Here is a 15,006-nt window from a genome sequence, read left to right as displayed (position 1 = left end):
GAAGTAAGCGGGCACCACCCTTTCAAGAACGATTTTATCTTCTAACGCACGGCAGACCTGCACATCTGGACAGATTTACAATTATTTAGGGCGTTTTTTTTGAAATTACTGCCGTGTGCATATATTCTAATTTGTCATAGAAATTTTAAGGATTTATTGACTTTTTCTCTTTTGCGATATATTTTAAAAGTGTCTTAAAAAAAAATTCTCAATAACGGAGGGGAAAATGATGAAAAAAAGTATCATGTTTTTTTGCGTAATGGGACTAATTTCCTTATCCGTTGCAGCCCCTGAAAAGAGCGGAACATTTAAAGATCCTCGAGACAACAAAACATATAAAACAGTTCAAATAGGAAAACAGACCTGGATGGCTGAAAACCTGAACCTTCATATGGAAGGCTCGTGGTGCTACGACTACAAAAAAGAGAATTGCAAGCTGTACGGACGCCTATACACTTGGAAAAAGGCAATGAACGCTTGCCCCGAAGGCTGGCACCTCCCCTCTCGCGGAGAATGGCGTGAGCTAGAGGAATACGTCGATGCAAATTCGAAGAAAAAGGCCGGCAACGCTTTAAGATCTAAAGATGATTGGAAAATCAAGAAAAAAAAGAAGAAAGTCTATGACCAAAAGACCGGAGAAGCCTATTATCTAGACGAATACGAAATCATCAACAGTGGAACGGATGAGTTCGGTTTTGCAGCTCTACCCGGTGGGCATGTTTCAAATCAGGGCGAATTTGTGATGCAAAAAGAAAAAGCTGTTTTTTGGACTTCTAGCAAAGATAAAAAGCAGAAACTCAAAAAAGCCTACAGTCGACAGCTTGAATATGGCAACGGAGCCTTTGAAGAGGGCATAAATTACATGGAAAACGCTCTTTCTGTTCGTTGCATCAAGGATAGTCAGTAAAAATCGAATCTTTTACAGGTTTACATTTTTTTTGAAATACCTCGTCAGCTAATGGCGGGGTATGTTTTTTTTAACAAAAATTCAAAAAAATAAGGTTTTTTGCAAAAAAAAAAGTATTTTATGGACGGCTATTACAAAATTGAATTTACAGAGGAATTTCATGAGCTGGTCTTACTCAAGAGAGCATCAAAAGAATATTCTTTGCATGATCATGGCTGGTGGACAAGGGAGCCGTCTACAGCCCCTCACCCGCGACCGTGCAAAACCCGCCGTACACTTTGGCGGAACCTACCGCATTATCGACTTTGTTCTTAACAACTTCATCAACTCCGGCATTTTCAAGATCAAGGTTTTGACGCAGTTCAAGAGCGATTCGTTGAACAAGCACATTTCTGCCGCCTGGAGCCTGAATGCAAGTTTGGACCAGTATGTGGACCTCGTACCCGCCCAGATGCGTACGGGTGACGAATGGTACCGCGGTACTGCCGATGCTATTTTCCAAAACATCAACTTGATTACCGACGAACGCCCGGACCTCGTGGCTATTTTCGGTGGCGACCACATTTACAAGATGGACATCAACCAGATGATTGATTTCCACCTGAGCCGTGCAGCCCTCCTCACGATTGCTGCTATTCCGGTGCCGGTCGAAGAAGCTCGTGAATTCGGTATTATCGAAATTGACGCGGACAACCGCATGATCGGTTTCGAAGAAAAGCCGAAGGAACCGAAGCAGATGCCGAACCGTCCGGGTTGGTGCCTCGCCAGCATGGGTAACTACCTCTTCACAAGCAAGTTCCTCGTGCGCGAACTCTTGAAGGGCGCAAACGACGGTGCAACGGACTTTGGCAAGCACATCATTCCGCGCTTGTACAAGGAATACCCGGTGTATGTTTACGACTTCAACACGAACATCGTGCGTGGCGAAAAGGCTTCTACGAAGGGTTACTGGCGCGATGTGGGTACGCTTGATGCATTCTTCGAAGCAAACATGGACCTTTGCTCCGAAAATCCGCCGTTCGACCTTTACAACAACTACTGGCCGATCCGTACGTACAACTGGAACCAGCCGCCTGCACGTTTCTTTGCGGGCGACAACGAAAGCCATCAGGGCGCAGCCGTCGATTCCATCGTTTCTGCAGGCTGCATTATCGGTGGCGGTACTGTTGTGAAGAGTATTCTTTCGCCGGGTGTTACCATCCAGAAGGACGCACTCGTCGAAGAATCTATCCTCTTCCCGAACGTGACGATTGGCCCGGGTGCCAAGGTACGCCGCGCTATCGTTGAAAAGGGCTTGCATATTCCGGCCGGTTTCCAGATTGGTTACGACCTGGAACGCGACAAGCAACTCTTCCACGTGACCGAATCCGGTATTGTCGTCCTTGCCAAGGACACGATTATCAAGGCCTAGCAAAGCTCGCGCTCGAAGAGCGCCAAGCTTAATAAAAAATGGGCTTAACTTAAAAGGCATCGACGTTTAGTCGATGCCTTTTAAGTTTTCAATATTTTTGTGGACTAGAACGCAAACCAAGTCAAGTTAATCTTGTAAGCAAGACCGAAATCCATGTGTCCATAGTCACCGGTAATCGGATCTCCCAAGTCGTCAACATCGTTGATGTCGCCGAAGTAGTAGTTGAATTCAAATCCCAATTTTCCAGACAAGATCAAATTTGGTGTAATTGCCCCATGTATACCAGCCATCACGCCAAAGTCTAGACGAGCATTGCTTTCTGTGAACATTCCCATTACAACATCATCAGGCAGACTGTTGAAAACAAATTCCCCGCCAATTGAAAACGGAATGAACTTTCTTGCGACGAAATAGTCGAACGCGGCACCCACGGCAAGCGTTGTCGTGTTGTCTTGCATTTTAGTATCAGTTCCTCCAGACGAAACGGTTGTTTCACCTTGGTGCTGGAAACCGAAAATAGCAGTCAACATCATGTCCGGATTGAGCATGAAGGAGAAATTGATGGCGTAATTTCTAGACATCAGTCCGGTTACATCAAGACCGATACCAAAGAAAGGATTTTCGGAGGATGCTGTATTCTTAACTGCTTTTTTCGATTCAGCTTTTTTAACGACAGGAGCTTCATCCTCATCTTCAACAACTGAAGGTGCTTTTTCGACGCGGCTTGGAGCCTCATCTTCGTATTCGTCATCTTGTGCATAGCTGTAGCTGCATAATGCAAGTGCCGTTAATGTGGCGAGAAACATCTTTTTCATGGGATACTCCTTGTTAATGTTTAAAAATAAAAATAATATAAAAAACATAAAAATGAAATAAAATTGAATTAAAATTATTACAACCTGGAGCAAACCTATAAAATTAGAAGGTTTTAGAAAAATCCTCCCCAAAAACGTTATAAATTTCTAAATTAGCGCTCATGAACGAAGAACAAAGCGCAAAATTTTCTCAAAAGTTACAAGATATTGCTAAGGCTCCCAAGTACCGCGGGGCTATTTTCCAGATTGAAGCTGATGAAAAAGGCCTCGCCCTCGTCGATGTGAAAGAAGCGAGCCTTAAGGTCTACTTGATGATTGACCCGGAATGCGACAAGATTCTGGAAACGAGATTCTTTACGTACGGCGGGCCGCTCTTTACAGCCCTTGCCGATTCGTTCTGCCGCAAAATCCAGATGGCGACGATTGATAACGCTTGCAAGATTACCGCCGAAAGCCTCGAAGAAGAACTGCGCGACACGCCGAACGTGCGAGCTATCCCGGAGGACGCCGTAGAAATAAAGCAGATGAACACGCTCATTTCGAAGATTCAGCTCGTCTATCCAGAAAAGAAGGCTACAGCAATCATCGTTCGCGAGAAGATGGAACGCATCAAGTACCGCACGCAAACCGCTGAAGGACGTGCCGAAGCTGATGCCGAATGGAATGCGCTCACCAAGGCTCAAAAGATCGAAAAGATTGAAGCATGGCTCCACCAGACCGTCCGCGGAACACTCCAAGGCGATGGTGGCGATGTGCAGATTCTCGACTTGACGGACGACAACCGTTTGCAAATCCGCTATCAAGGCGCATGCGCCGGATGCGGCAGCGCTATGGGCGGCACGCTCTTCTACATCGAAGACGAGCTCAAGAATAATGTCTATTACAACCTGATCGTTGAACCGGAAGACCCGCTCGCCAACATTCCGCAGAATCCGGACTTGCCGGGATTGGACGACAACAATCCGCCTGCTAGTTTGTTCTAATTGTTAGCCAGCAGTCGTTGGTCAATAGTCATTGGTTATTAGTTTTTTGAGCCCACCGTGCGTGGGCTTTTTTCTATATTTTCATCGGAAAAATCCACAAAGGAAATGATATGTCCGAAGAACTCGTTTTGAAATTCGTTGACCCGCAGCCGATGCGCTACGGTGAAAACTCCCACCAGTCCGCTGTATTCTACCGCGACCCGACCTGCACCGAAGCAAACCTCGCTTCTGCCAAGCAGCTTTGGGGCAAGGAACTTTCTTTCAACAACATCGTCGATGCTGACGCCGCCCTCGAAATGGCTCGCGAATTCAGCGACGGCAATGCTGTCGTGATTGTGAAGCACATGAATCCGTGCGGTCTTGCTACGGGCGAAACGCTCCGCGAAGCTCTCGAAGCCGCTTGGGCTGGTGACCCGGTGTCCGCTTTCGGTTCTGTGATTGCAGTGACCCGCAAGGTCGATTTGAAGACTGCCGAATTCCTCAAGGGCAAGTTCGTTGAAATTTTGCTCGCTCCGGCTTTCGATGACGACGCTCTCGAATTCCTCAAGAACAAGTCCAAGGACATTCGCCTCCTCGAAGTTGGCGAAATCAAGAAGGCGACGCCTTGCAAGGTTTACAAGCACGTGATTGGCGGTATGCTCGTCCAGGACCGCGACATCGGTACTTGGGAAAAGTTTGAATGCGTGACGAAGGCTCAGTTCCCGAAGAACAAGGAAGACCTCGCCCGCTTCACTTGGCTCGTCACCAAGCATACAAAGTCTAACGCTATCGTGATGTGCTACGAATACAAGCCGGGTTACTTCCAGGTGATGGGTCTTGGCCCGGGTCAGCCGAACCGCATTGACTCGAACCTCCGCCTTTGCCAGCCGCGCGTCCGCGACAACGTTGCTCGCCTCCCGGAAGCAAAGGAATTCTTCGATGAAAACGGCAAGCTCATCAACGAAGCAGGCCTCAAGGCTCTCGAAAAGAAGGTCTTCGGCGAAGTCGTTATGGGTTCTGACGCATTCTTCCCGTTCCCGGACAACGTCGAAGCCGCTCATGATGCTGGCGTCCGTTACATTGTTCAGCCGGGTGGTTCCAAGAAGGATGACCTCTCCATCGAATCTGCAGACAAGTTCGGCATTGCGATGGTGTTCACCGGAATGCGCCACTTCCGCCACTAATTCATTATAAGGTAAGAATGATTCCAGTATCTCAAAAAGAATCAAACCAAAGGGAGAAGGACCTGTATTACGCAGTTCTCTCCTTCTTGAAGTCTGTCCGCAAGGCCGGGAAAACGACCGCCAAGGAATGGAACGATTACCGTTCCAAGCTTAGCGGTATTGCGCCCTCGCCCGAAATGAGCAAGGCGACCGACATGTGGACTATGGATAACCTGGATCAGTTCCAGCCGGATAAGACGCAGCTCCCGCCGTTGAACGACATGGAGTCTGTTGCTAAGGTTTCGCCCGAGTTTTTGTCTCAGTTACTTGAGGCTTTGTACTACGGCATGCTGAACTTGACTCAGGCGAATCTTATTTCGGACGAAATTCAGGATGCGGACCCGGAATGCGTAAGTACGGCATCCCTCGAAGAATTGTTGGTCAAGCTCTGGATCGGAAACGCGAAGAGTTACCGGAAAATTGTGGTGAATTAAAATGAACGAACGAGTACGTGTTATTGGTGGCGGTCTTGCAGGCTGCGAAGCGGCTTTACAATTAGCGAGCCGTGGTTTTCAGGTGGATTTGTACGAAATGCGCCCCAACAGGCAGACGCCCGCCCACAGGGATGGACACCTCGCCCAACTCGTCTGTTCTAACAGTTTCAAGGCTTTAGGCATTACCAGTGCCCACGGCCTTTTAAAAGCGGAACTCACTCTGCTCGGAAGTTTCCTCCTGGATTGCGCGCGCGAAGCGGCAGTGCCAGCAGGTGATTCCTTGACGGTGAACCGCGACATTTTTAGTGAACTTGTCGAAAAGAAGATTGCAGAATTTCCGAACATCACGCTGCACCGCGAAGAAGTGACAAGCCTTGAAGGCGATTGCCCGACGCTTGTTGCCGCAGGGCCTTTGGCAAGTGATGCTCTCGCCGACGATATTTTTAAGCGTCTTGGCAGTAATCGTCTGCACTTCTTTGATGCGATTGCTCCTGTCGTCGAGACAGACAGCATTGACTTTGACCATGCGTTCTACATGAACCGCTGGGAAAAGGGCGAAACGGCAGACTTTATCAACTGCCCGCTCGATAAAGAAACTTATACTGAATTTGTGAATAAGCTCTGCGAAGCAGAAGCAACCGAACCGCGCCCGTTCGAAAAGCGTGAACTTTTTGAAGGTTGCCTGCCGGTCGAAGAAATGGCGCGTCGTGGCTACGAAACGTTACGCCACGGGCCCATGCGCCCGATTGGGCTTGGGCTTGGAAACAACGGACATCTGTGGTATGCCGTGATCCAGCTCCGTGCCGAAAACAAGCAGAAGACTTTGTTCAACATGGTCGGTTTCCAGACGCGCCTCAAGTGGGGCACGCAAAAGGAAATCTTCACCATGGTGCCGGCACTGCGCAATGCAAAATTTGCACGCCTCGGCTGCATGCACCGCAACACGTTCATCGAATCGCCGAAGTTCCTTGATAAGACGCTCCGCTTGCGTCCGGAACTCGATTGCGCCAAGGACATTCCGCCTACGTGGTTTGCTGGCCAGATTACGGGTTCTGAAGGTTATACCGAAGCTGTGGCAACTGGTTGGTACGCCGCTTGGAATATGGCCCAGACGATTTTGCACGGGCATTCTGACCCGCTCCCAGATGAAAGCTGCATCGGCTCCTTGATGAACCGCCTTGTCGAAGAGAACGAGGATTTCCAGCCGATGAATTTCAACTTCGGCCTCCTCCCCCATCACGAAGGCTTGAAGAAAAAGAACAAGAAAGAGATTCTTGCCGAACGTGCTGAACGCGCCGTTCGCGAATGGATTGCAGCCCGTAACATGGCATAGAATATGCGTGATGAGATCAAACAAGCGATTTTGCAGCAAGAGCTGAAAGACGGGGAAATGCTCCCGTCTGTACGCAAGCTGATGAAAACGTTTGGAGTCTCGTCGGGAACCATTCAGGGCGTACTCAAGCAACTCTCTGAAGAAGGGCTCATTTACAGCATCCGCGGCAAGGGATTCTTCTGGGGCAAGGCTCCGGACGCCAATGATCTTGCGCAAATGCTTTCGAAGACGGTTCATCGCGAAACCGTGCTCGAACGCCTTGAACGAGAATTTTCAACGGACTGGGAAAAGGGATTCCTCGACCCGAATAGGAATTTGCCGCTTGCGAAGGAACTTTCCGACCGCTATAACGTGTCGCAGACGATTCTCCGCAAGTTCCTGATCCACAAAGTGAATCAGGGAATTCTCGTGCGTCGTGGGCGCTTGTACGCATTCGCCTCCCCGCTCAAGACAAAGACGGTCAAGAATTTCAGCGAGATTTTGTTCGTCACGCGATGCAATTCGTGGGGCGGCTTTACCGCAGAAAGCGAACGTGAACTCGACTTTTTGCGTCTCGTTTACCAGACTGCCGGTGAACAGCATTTCAAGCTCATTCTGCTCGGAATCAACGAAGAAAGCGGCAAACTCATCGACCGCAGCGGAAAAGTCTGTCACCTGACAGATTACCCGAACGCCATTGGCGCGGTGCTATCGACGCTCTTGGTGCAGAATCCACATGCGCTTTTGCAGCTATTTTACGGCGTAAAATACCCCGTTTCCGTGTGGTGGGAACACCCGCTGCAGAACATCCCGCCGAGATTCTTGAGCAAGAACAACTGGGCGTTTTTCAACTCGACATTCGGAGAAATTCCAGGCCAGCAGCTCGGCAAATACCTGTTGCAAAAAGGCTTCAAGAAGGTCTGTTATTTCTCGCCGTACCATAACAGTTCCTGGTCCAAGGACCGCTTGACAGGCCTCATGAATTCGGGGCTAGAAGTCATTGCATTTACCGATGACGAATTTGCAAGCCCGTGGGACTACAAGGAAATCGCAAGACAGAGAGTTTCGAGATTTTCCGTCGAATCATACGCCCGTAATCTCGTGAAGAAAAAACTTTTGCAATTCGCCAAGAATGTGCCCGAAGATTGCAACTGCTGGGTCTGCGTGAACGATGAAGTCGCAGGACTCTTTTACGAAATAAGCGATGACGGCGATTGCACATTGCCGGGCGACAAAACCGACCCGAACGTGCTCGGATTCGACAACTCTGCCGAAAGCTATTTGCTCCGAATCGCCTCGTACGATTTTAACACGAGCGCACTCATCAAGCAGATTTTCTACTACATCGAAAATCCCGATGGATTCGGGAATAAAAAACGCCTGCACCAGATTCTGGGGCAGGTCATTGAGAAGTAAGATGCGCGCTCAAGGCGCGCAATCAACTAAACGTTCTTGTTCACAATCAGCGTCTTAGCTTCGAAGGTTTCGCGATCAATCCACTTGACCATCAAAGAGACCTTGTTGTCTGCATTGAGAGCGTCCCAGTAAGCCTTGAGCGTTTCTTCAGCAGTATTGAAAATCGGCATGAGCTTCGGAAAACCGTTGAAAGACGGAATCGGCTTGCCATCCGTTTCGTACGTGCTGATGAAGTGACCAAGACCCGGGAGAGCCTTTTCGAATTCAAACGTCATGCGTTCGCAGCCAGCGTCTTCGCTGTTGTTACGGCTCTTGAGGATGGAGAGCTTGTAAATGGCCGGTTCAGCATTCTTGTAGTGGATGCCGGAAATACGCGGCGTGAAGTTCGGAGCATCGTCTTCGTACTGGCGAGTGCGGAGAGCGCTTTCGAACGTGCCACCAAGCTTGATGGCATTGTAAATCGTATCCGTCTGGTCGCCGTTCGTGATAATCTGCACGTCTTTCGTGTGGCGAGCCGGATAGTAAATGATGAGGTGCGGGTCCGTGAGCTTGGATTCATCGAAAGCCTTGGTCTTCATGAAACCGGTGTCGGCTTCGATTTCAAACACGCGGTTGCGGCTGTTCACGCTGCGGCCCATAATCCAGTAAACCTGCACGTAGGACTTGCCATCGGCGCTTGTGCCAAGCACGATGCCACGGCCCGGATACGGGTTCTTGGAGAGGTCGTTGAAATTCTGTTTTGCTTCTTCTGTGTAGTTCATATTGATTTCGGCGTGCCAGCGGCACTTTGTTGTAGGTTTAAACTTATCTCTTCGGGTTGTAATTGTTCATCAGGACCATCGCAAGGGCAACGCAGAACATCACTACGCTGCCAACAACGACCTGTTGCCTATGGTCATAATCACGCTTGACGTAAGTCGGATTTTCTTCGTTAAGTTCCTGCAAGGTCGGGCCTTTGGCGAGAGTTGAGGAATCAACGCCATAGACCTTTTCCTTTTGCTCTTCGGTCATGTTCAACGTGCTGACATAGGAACTGTCCGAACGGTCCATTTTTGCAAAGGCAGAGGTCGGGAAAGAAAGAAAGAGTGCAAACAAAACCACGAGCAACAAACTGCCGTGGTTTGCCACGCCCCCACTTCGACTACGCTCAGTGACCTTGGGCTCACAATGACGCTTTCTCGAATTCGAAAAAAACACTCTTTCGTCTCTCGTCTAAACTAGCCTTCCTTAGCGAGCTTGTCGAGGATCTGGTTCACGAGCCCCGGGTTAGCCTTGCCACCGGACTTGCGCATCGTCATACCCACGAGGAAGCCCTTGAGTGCAACCTTGCCTGCCTTGAATTCAGCGAACTGAGCGGCGTTGGCGGCGCAGACTTCACGGACCACAGCTTCGATGGCAGCGGTGTCAGTCACCTGCACGAGGCCTTTTTCCTTAACGATTGCTTCAGGATCCTTGCCCGTTTCGAACATTTCGGCAAACACGGTCTTTGCAATCTTACCATTGATGGTGTTGTCTGCAATGAGGTTCACGAGTGTGCAAAGCTGTTCCGGCTTAATCTTAAGAGCGGAGAGACCGCCTTCCACGTCCTTGAGCTTGGCGAGGAGTTCCGTGATGACCCAGTTGGCGAGCACCTTGCCGTTCTTGCAGTTTTTGGCGGCGGCATCGTACCATTCGCTCACATCGCGGTCTTCGGTCAGCACCTGGGCGTCGTATTCAGAAACGCCGAAAGCATTCATGAAGCGTTCGCGGCGTGCATCCGGCAGTTCCGGAAGGGTGCGGCGGATTTCTTCAACGAAAGCCGGGTCGGTCACGAGGCGGACCATATCCGGTTCCGGGAAGTACTTGTAGTCGTGAGCATCTTCCTTAGAGCGGATCACAATCGTCTTGTCGGCGTTGGGATCATAACGCTTGGTGCACTGTTCAACTTCCTTGCCTGCATCGAGCGTCGATGCCTGGAGGTTCATTTCGCAGTAGAGAGCCTTTTCGAGGTTCGTGAAGCTGTTCAAGTTCTTGATTTCGGCGCGGATACCGAACGGAGCGTCTTCGCTTGCGCGGAGGGAAATGTTACCGTCGCAACGCATGTTGCCGTTTTCCATGTTGGCGTTAGAAACACGCGTGTATTCGAGCGTCTGCTTGATCTTCTTCAAGACGAGCACGGCTTCTTCCGGGCTACGGATGTCCGGTTCGGTCACGATTTCGCAAAGCGGTGTACCGCAGCGGTTAGCGTCGAAATGGCTCTGGGACGGGCTCATGTCGTGGATGAGCTTACCGGCGTCTTCTTCCATGTGGATACGGGTAATGCCCACGCGTTTTTTGGTGCCGTCGGCTTTCACGATTTCGAGCCAGCCGTTCTTGCAAATCGGATGGTCATACACCGGAAGTCCACCCGTCTGCGTGATCTGGTAACCCTTCGGAAGATCCGGGTAGAAGTAGTTCTTACGAGTCCACATGGCGTTCAAATCGATTTCGCAGTTGAGAGCGAGGCCCAGGCGAATGGCGTATTCCACAGCCTTCTTGTTCGGCACCGGCATTGCACCCGGCATACCGAGGCAAACAGGGCAAACGTGCTTGTTCGGGCTTGTGTTCACTTCAATTTCGCAGCCACAGAACATCTTTGTCTTAGTGGCGAGCTGGCAATGGATTTCGAGACCAATAACAGGACAGTAATTAGACATGTTAAACTCCAATAAATTTTACGCGCTAAAGATAGTTTTTTAGACGAAAGACAAGAGACGAAAGACGAAAGATATCTTTAAAAACAGTCCTTCTTTTGATCAAAGCGAAGCGTGCTCAAAGCACTAAAGGTGCGAGCCCATACCCCGTAGCCTAAATTTCGTCGAGCGTTACCACAAGCGCATCGGTATCGTCGCGGAAGTTTGCACATTCCGTGAGGATGCAGTCAGCGCCGTTCACAAAAGCAGTCGCCAAGCGCAAAGATTCCGCCTCGGTCAGCTTGTGGTTCGTGCGGGCTGCGGCAGCAAAAAGTTCAGCCGCCTTGAGTGACACATCGGCATTCACTTCGCAAAGGCGTACGTTCGCAGACTTCTCGAAAAATTCGCGGTACTGCCTTGCCAGCACACCATCGTTTGCTCCATACGCCTTCTTGCAAATTTCAAACAAAGTCACAGACGAAACCAAGACCTGCACATTGTTCTCGTACACGCCATCGAGCACTCCCGAAACAATCGGATAATAGTCCGGGTGCATCTGCAAAAGCCTAACGAGTGGCCCCGAATCCAAAAACAAAATGCGGCTTTGATCAATCGACTTAATCATCTTCTTTGACCGGTTCGTAAATTTCCATGTAAGCGGCATCGTGGCGCTGCCCAGAACGCATCATCTTGAAGCGGCCTGCGCGCGGATAGAAATACCAGTTCATCCATTCACCGCTCATATCGGTGCGCTTAGTCTTGATGGCAATCGGCTTTTCGCCCATAAAGTAGTCGCGCTTGTGCGGAATTACGCGTTCCATGGCGCGGTACGTATGCACCGTACTCCCCGCCTTGCGTTCAATCGTCCCATGACCATCCTTGCTCCAGGTGATGTTCACAATACCGTGTTCATCTTTCAGCGGTTCGCATGTGTCATAACCGCTTGCACACCAGAGGTATTTAGGGTAAGAAAAACTATAGGAATCCAAATTAAACGTTTCGACGATGCGATTGTTGCCCTTGAACGTCGGATAGTTACCCGCAAGCGTATATTCACCGGCATTATAAGATTCGCAGCCATGCTGGGCCACACGCACGACGCGGTTAAACACATCCACACCCACGGCACATCCTTCTTCTTTGTAGACAAAACGTGCATGACCATTGATGTTTTTCTTTTCGAGGTTGCCCATTTCGATTTCGGCGACGTTATCGTCCTTGCCGTTTTGCACGATAATGTTAAAGCGGCTCGCGTTGCTCGGCGAACTCTTGAGCACAACGCGTCCCGTTTCAGAGACATATTCTCCGCTCAAGTCTGCATATTCCTGCATAAAGCGGTCCAGTTCCGAGCGCTTGACCCACACATCGCCAAACTTGCAATTCACCGGTACATAACGTGGCGGAGCCTTTGGTTCCACTTCTTCGTAAGTGACAACCCTTTGCTTTTTGGTAACGGTCTTGTATTTCCCGTTTTTCCCGCGCACCTTTTCTTGAACATCTACAAAGCTTTCATGTTCAATTCTGTCCTTCGGAATCGGAAGTTCCTTGATGGCATCCGAAGACATCAAATATCCGAGAGGGCGATTTTCGTCTATATTCCCATCAATTTTCTTATAGACATTAATTTTCATTTGGGCGAACGCACTCGCCGTTAAAACAACCAACACCGCCAACAAAATTTTTTTCAAAACAATCACCTCTTTTGGATATTTAAATTAGATTATTGGGGGCTTTATATGTAGTAAAAAAAAGATTAAGTTTTTTTTACTAACATTTAATCGAGTATTTAAACCCGGATTTATACCAAGGAGATCCAAATGAAGAAAATGTTTCTTGCAACTTGCTTGCTCGCAGCATCCGTATTTGCAGCACCCAGTGCAGAAGATGTAAAGGCTGTAACCGAAAAGCCGGCAGTAGAAGCAAAGACTGCTGTAACCAAGGCAAAGACAGCAACAACAAAGAAGAAGGCTAAGGCAAAGGCCAAGGTCGAAAAGGCTGCAGACAACGCCAAGGCTACCGCCGCCGCAGCGGACACCAAGACTCAGGAAGCCGCAAAGGCAACAGAAGCAGCCAAGGCTGAAGCCGCTGATGCAAAGACCGAAGCCAAAGCTGCTGTAGCAGAAAAGGCTCAGGCCGCCGATGCTAAAGCACAAGAAGCAAACAAGGTTGTAGAAGCTAAGGCCGAAGCCGCAAAGACTGAAGCCGCCGCTGCCGAAGTCAAGGCAGAAGCAGCTGTTGCAGAACAAGCTCAGGCCGCCGATGCTAAAGCTCAAGAAGCAAATAAGGCTGTAGAAGCCAAGGCCGAAGCCACAAAGACTGAAGCCGCTCCGGTTGCCGAAGTCAAGGCCCCGGCAGAACCTGTTGCAGAAGCCAAGGCTCAGGAAGCAGCTCCGGCAGTCCAGGTTTCAACTGCTGTAGAAGCAACGTCTGAACCGGCCGCAACGGAACCAGCCTCCACCGCAGGTCGTAAGAAAAAGAAGATGATCGAAAACGCAGTATTCACTGTAAACGAAATTGATTTCGACATCAACGCAGACTTCGAACTCGAAGCTGGCAAGGTTTTCTGGACATCTGAAAGCGATGAAAATTCGGATAACCTCGAAACTTGGAACGGTAAAGCCAACCTCGCTATCCTCGCCGAAACGAACAACTTCAAGGGCAAACTTGCTGTAGCTTTCTATCCGACCGATTTGAGGGACGACAATGCAAAGGGTGAAACTGGCGCTGCCGAAGATTACTTCACACTCGATGAAGCATGGGCTTACCAAGGCAACAACTGGTTCAGTTTCAAGGTCGGTCGCTGGGACAATACAGATAAGAACGGCGATTACTTCGGTGGCTACATCGATGGTTACCTGAACGGCTTCCTTTCTACGCAGGATCCAGAAAACCAGTTTGAATTCGGTTTCGTTCCGACTGAAAACATGGACATCGCCCTTTCCTTTATCAGCAAGTCTACCCACCTCAACAAGGGTGACCTCCGCCTCGTGTTCAACTTCCACGACCTCCCGAGCCTCGAACTTCTCGAATTCCAGCTCGGCTACCGCAGCAACGTTTTCGACAAAGTTCACGATAGCGACGCCAAGATCAAGCACAACGCATCTTTGAAGGTTCGTGCACCGATTATCCCGAACTTCTTTACGGCATTCGGTGAAGCCGCTCTCTTGGATATTTCTGACGACCTCGCTGTTCCGTTTACGCTTGGCGTTGAATTCAACTTCAAGACCGTTGACCGCGTCATTCTCGAAGCAGAATGCCTCAGCAACCGCAGAAAGCACGGTTACTTTGAAGGCAATCCGAAGCATGTCAGAGCTCTTCTCGGCGCAATCTATGTCGAAAAGGCTCTTACAGACCGCTTCTCTCTCTCTGCTGGCTATCACAGCTACGGTGCAACCAAGGACTTTATGCTCTCCGGCAACTTGGTGGGTCGTATAAACTAAGGAGACCGCTCGGTCCTTTCGCTAACCAAGACTCCGTCAGGACCTCGCTCTCGCAATCGCCCTCGGTTAATACCGAGGGCTTTTTGCTCACTGAAGACTGCTTGGTTCTTTTGTTTATACAAAAAATCCTGCGAGAACATCGCAGGATTTTTTCATATAAAGCCAAAAGCAAACGAAGGTTGCGAGCTCTCAGCTAAAAAGTCGCCTAGGCGACCGCGCCCACAACTAGAAGCCTTTGCGTTCCAAGTCGAGCAAAAGCGCCTGGAGGGAATCTTCGACCGAAGCACGGAAGCTATTCGATCCAAGGCTGCAACTTGCAACGACTTCGTTACCGGAAGAAATTCGAATGACATCAAAGCCATTTTCAGATGTAAAGCAGACAGTCAATCCTTTATTCAGAGCTTTTTCGAGTAAATCGCGCATAGCGACTCCTTT

The 15,006-nt window shown here is 49.5% G+C and carries 15 protein-coding genes; 8 read left to right on the top strand and 7 right to left on the bottom strand.

The window, feature by feature from the left end:
* Positions 1-229: 229 nt before the first annotated feature.
* Both CRN95_RS09400 and glgC read left to right on the top strand, forming a co-directional pair.
* Positions 230-907, top strand: coding sequence for a fibrobacter succinogenes major paralogous domain-containing protein (locus CRN95_RS09400; protein ID WP_235002974.1), 678 nt, complete (start codon positions 230-232; stop codon positions 905-907).
* A gap of 160 nt (positions 908-1,067) precedes the next feature.
* On the top strand, positions 1,068-2,318 hold the full coding sequence (glgC, locus tag CRN95_RS09395; RefSeq protein WP_014544985.1) for a glucose-1-phosphate adenylyltransferase: 1,251 nt from the start codon (positions 1,068-1,070) through the stop codon (positions 2,316-2,318).
* A gap of 104 nt (positions 2,319-2,422) precedes the next feature.
* On the opposite strand, the gene CRN95_RS09390 is transcribed toward glgC, so the two are convergent.
* Positions 2,423-3,133, bottom strand: coding sequence for a hypothetical protein (locus CRN95_RS09390; RefSeq protein ID WP_088629734.1), 711 nt, complete (start codon positions 3,131-3,133; stop codon positions 2,423-2,425).
* Positions 3,134-3,294: 161 nt separating this feature from the next.
* On the opposite strand from CRN95_RS09390, the gene CRN95_RS09385 reads away from it, so the two are divergent.
* From CRN95_RS09385 to CRN95_RS09365, 5 genes are all read left to right on the top strand, one after another.
* The gene (locus tag CRN95_RS09385; RefSeq protein WP_088629735.1) at positions 3,295-4,116 is read left to right on the top strand and encodes a NifU family protein; all 822 of its coding nucleotides are present in this window, start codon (positions 3,295-3,297) and stop codon (positions 4,114-4,116) included.
* A 110-nt stretch (positions 4,117-4,226) separates the two neighbouring features.
* Positions 4,227-5,279, top strand: a complete 1,053-nt coding sequence (locus CRN95_RS09380) for an IMP cyclohydrolase (protein WP_073424266.1) — start codon at positions 4,227-4,229, stop codon at positions 5,277-5,279.
* Between the two features lie 17 nt (positions 5,280-5,296).
* Entirely contained in the window at positions 5,297-5,752 is a 456-nt protein-coding gene (locus tag CRN95_RS09375; protein WP_073424267.1) for a hypothetical protein, read from the top strand.
* Between the two features lies 1 nt (position 5,753).
* A complete protein-coding gene (trmFO, locus tag CRN95_RS09370) occupies positions 5,754-7,085 on the top strand; it encodes a methylenetetrahydrofolate--tRNA-(uracil(54)-C(5))-methyltransferase (FADH(2)-oxidizing) TrmFO (RefSeq protein ID WP_097020696.1) in 1,332 nt (443 codons plus the stop codon).
* Positions 7,086-7,088: 3 nt separating this feature from the next.
* Complete coding sequence (locus tag CRN95_RS09365) at positions 7,089-8,480, top strand: GntR family transcriptional regulator (RefSeq protein WP_088629737.1); 1,392 nt, start codon at positions 7,089-7,091, stop codon at positions 8,478-8,480.
* Positions 8,481-8,506: 26 nt separating this feature from the next.
* Here the strand turns inward: CRN95_RS09365 and CRN95_RS09360 are convergent, their stop codons facing one another.
* From CRN95_RS09360 to CRN95_RS09340, 5 genes are all read right to left on the bottom strand, one after another.
* A complete protein-coding gene (locus CRN95_RS09360; RefSeq protein WP_097020695.1) occupies positions 8,507-9,241 on the bottom strand; it encodes an IMP cyclohydrolase in 735 nt (244 codons plus the stop codon).
* A 43-nt stretch (positions 9,242-9,284) separates the two neighbouring features.
* A complete protein-coding gene (locus CRN95_RS09355; RefSeq protein ID WP_235002973.1) occupies positions 9,285-9,608 on the bottom strand; it encodes a hypothetical protein in 324 nt (107 codons plus the stop codon).
* Positions 9,609-9,697: 89 nt separating this feature from the next.
* Positions 9,698-11,155, bottom strand: a complete 1,458-nt coding sequence (gatB, locus tag CRN95_RS09350; RefSeq protein WP_088659270.1) for an Asp-tRNA(Asn)/Glu-tRNA(Gln) amidotransferase subunit GatB — start codon at positions 11,153-11,155, stop codon at positions 9,698-9,700.
* 151 nt (positions 11,156-11,306) lie between these two features.
* On the bottom strand, positions 11,307-11,756 hold the full coding sequence (locus CRN95_RS09345) for a hypothetical protein (protein WP_097020694.1): 450 nt from the start codon (positions 11,754-11,756) through the stop codon (positions 11,307-11,309).
* Entirely contained in the window at positions 11,749-12,828 is a 1,080-nt protein-coding gene (locus CRN95_RS09340) for a hypothetical protein (RefSeq protein WP_235002972.1), read from the bottom strand. Before CRN95_RS09340 ends, CRN95_RS09345 begins: the two co-directional genes overlap by 8 nt.
* A gap of 120 nt (positions 12,829-12,948) precedes the next feature.
* Here CRN95_RS09340 and CRN95_RS09335 point away from each other — a divergent pair, with 120 nt between their 5' ends.
* Positions 12,949-14,571, top strand: a complete 1,623-nt coding sequence (locus tag CRN95_RS09335; RefSeq protein ID WP_097020693.1) for a hypothetical protein — start codon at positions 12,949-12,951, stop codon at positions 14,569-14,571.
* A 225-nt stretch (positions 14,572-14,796) separates the two neighbouring features.
* On the opposite strand, the gene CRN95_RS09330 is transcribed toward CRN95_RS09335, so the two are convergent.
* Positions 14,797-14,994 carry a hypothetical protein gene (locus CRN95_RS09330; RefSeq protein WP_088629741.1) on the bottom strand — a complete coding sequence of 66 codons (198 nt, stop codon included), beginning with the start codon at positions 14,992-14,994 and terminating at the stop codon, positions 14,797-14,799.
* Between the last annotated feature and the right edge of the window lie 12 nt (positions 14,995-15,006).

The sequence above is a fragment of the Fibrobacter sp. UWB16 genome, from assembly GCF_900215325.1.
Taxonomy (GTDB): Bacteria; Fibrobacterota; Fibrobacteria; order Fibrobacterales; family Fibrobacteraceae; genus Fibrobacter.
Note: the sequence above shows the minus strand (reverse complement) of the source record. Positions and strands in the feature narration are given on the sequence as shown.